This window comes from Acinetobacter sp. YH12039 (assembly GCF_013420015.1).
GTDB lineage: Bacteria > Pseudomonadota > Gammaproteobacteria > Pseudomonadales > Moraxellaceae > Acinetobacter > Acinetobacter amyesii.
In genome coordinates, this window is the sequence record NZ_VOZA01000118.1 from 1 (window position 1) to 1,663 (window position 1,663).

Sequence of the window (1,663 nt, forward strand, 5' to 3'; positions counted from 1 at the left end):
GCTGGCGACAATAGCAAGAGTGAACCACCTGATCCCTTCCCGAACTCAGAAGTGAAACCTCTTAGCGCTGATGGTAGTGTGGGGTTACCCATGTGAGAGTAAGTCATCGCCAGCTCATTATTCGAAAACACCCCCTGATACGTCAGGGGGTGTTTTTTTATGTGTGAGGAAAAGAAAAAGAAGTAGTGAGAAAAAAAGAAAGAATTCATCATTCATTTCATGTGATTTATAAATTAAAGACTGAAAGGCGTATACTATCCGTGTCATTGTTGGAAAGCTCATGTCTGATTTAGCCTCAAATTCTCCTTATATTGAATATGGCACACGGCCATTTCTTGCCATTTTATTTTCTTTATTTTTAGCAGGCTTCGCAATTTTTTCATCGTTGTATTGTGTACAACCGATGATGCCCATCTTTGCGAATTTCTTTCATGTCAGTCCGACACATAGCAGCTTTCCTTTATCTTTTTCTACCATTGCCTTAGCGATTGGGCTGCTATTCACTGGTTTGATTTCAGATCGATTCGGTCGTAAGCCTGTGATGGTCACCGCTTTATTTTTGGCAGCGTCACTTTCAATCATTAGTTCTATATTTCCACTTTGGGAAATATTTTTATTGAATCGCGTGCTGATCGGATTAAGTGTTAGCGGTGTTGCTGCAGTTGCAATGACTTATATAGGTGAAGAAATTGAGCAAAAAGATATAGGCTTTGCAATGGGCCTGTATATATCGGGTACTGCGATTGGAGGAATGGGTGGTCGTCTCATTGCCGGGGTATTGATTGATTATATTAGTTGGCAAAATGCCATGATGATTATTGGAATCATTAACCTATGTATAGCCACAGCATTCTTTTTATTACTTCCGGCATCTCAACATTTTCAAGCTTACCCCATTCGTTTCAACCGATTTTATGAATCTTTCGTTAAAAATTTAGCAGATCCAAAGCTGAGAATTTTATTCCTTCAAGGCTTTATCCTCATGGGATGTTTTGTCTCTATATTTAACTATATGAGCTACCACCTATTAGAAGAACCTTATCAACTTTCTCAAACTTGGATTGGGCTAATTTCAATAGCTTATTTGGCAGGAATATATAGTTCACCTCGGGCTGCAAGTTGGGGGAAACGCTTTGGACGGGCAAAAGTTTTACCTTCGATGCTGATCATGATGCTGTTGGGGTTGTTGATCATGCTCATTCCGGCATTTTGGTCAGTCATTTTGGGGCTGATTATATTCACTTTTGCTTTTTTTGCAGCGCATTCCACGGCAAGTAGTTGGGTATCAGTTCAATCCCTGCAGTACCGTGCCGTAGGTTCATCTCTGTATTTATTTTGCTACTACTTAGGTTCTAGTATCTTGGGTAGTAGTGGTTTGGTTTGGGAAATGTCTGGTTGGATGGGGTTGACGAGCTTTATTGCTGTTATCTTGATGATCGGTTTATTTTTAGCAATAAAATTGAATAAATTAAAATAGAAATATGTGAATAAGCTATTATTTAATATTCGTTTTACATCTATTTTTTAATATAAATAGGCTTTGTTGCACAAACCTATCTGTAAAGGCTTTTTCAGCGATATAATTTTCAAATGAAGAAGCCTACACACAAAATCTATCGCACAACCAATTGGCCCGCATATAACCGAGCACTCATGAGTCGCG

1 protein-coding gene and 1 rRNA gene are annotated in these 1,663 nt (G+C 38.8%); both read left to right on the forward strand.

The genetic code is table 11. From position 1 onward, the window contains the following. Positions 1 to 115 (forward strand): 5S ribosomal RNA (gene rrf / locus FTT98_RS17675). 165 nt (positions 116 to 280) lie between these two features. Further along, positions 281 to 1,477, forward strand: a complete 1,197-nt coding sequence (locus FTT98_RS17680) for an MFS transporter (RefSeq protein ID WP_180042398.1) — start codon at positions 281 to 283, stop codon at positions 1,475 to 1,477. Positions 1,478 to 1,663: the final 186 nt, after the last annotated feature.

Coding starts and splice junctions, on each gene's coding strand:
- FTT98_RS17680 (WP_180042398.1), top strand. CDS start 281: ATGTCTGATTTAGCCTCAAATTCTCCTTATATTGAATATGGCACACGG.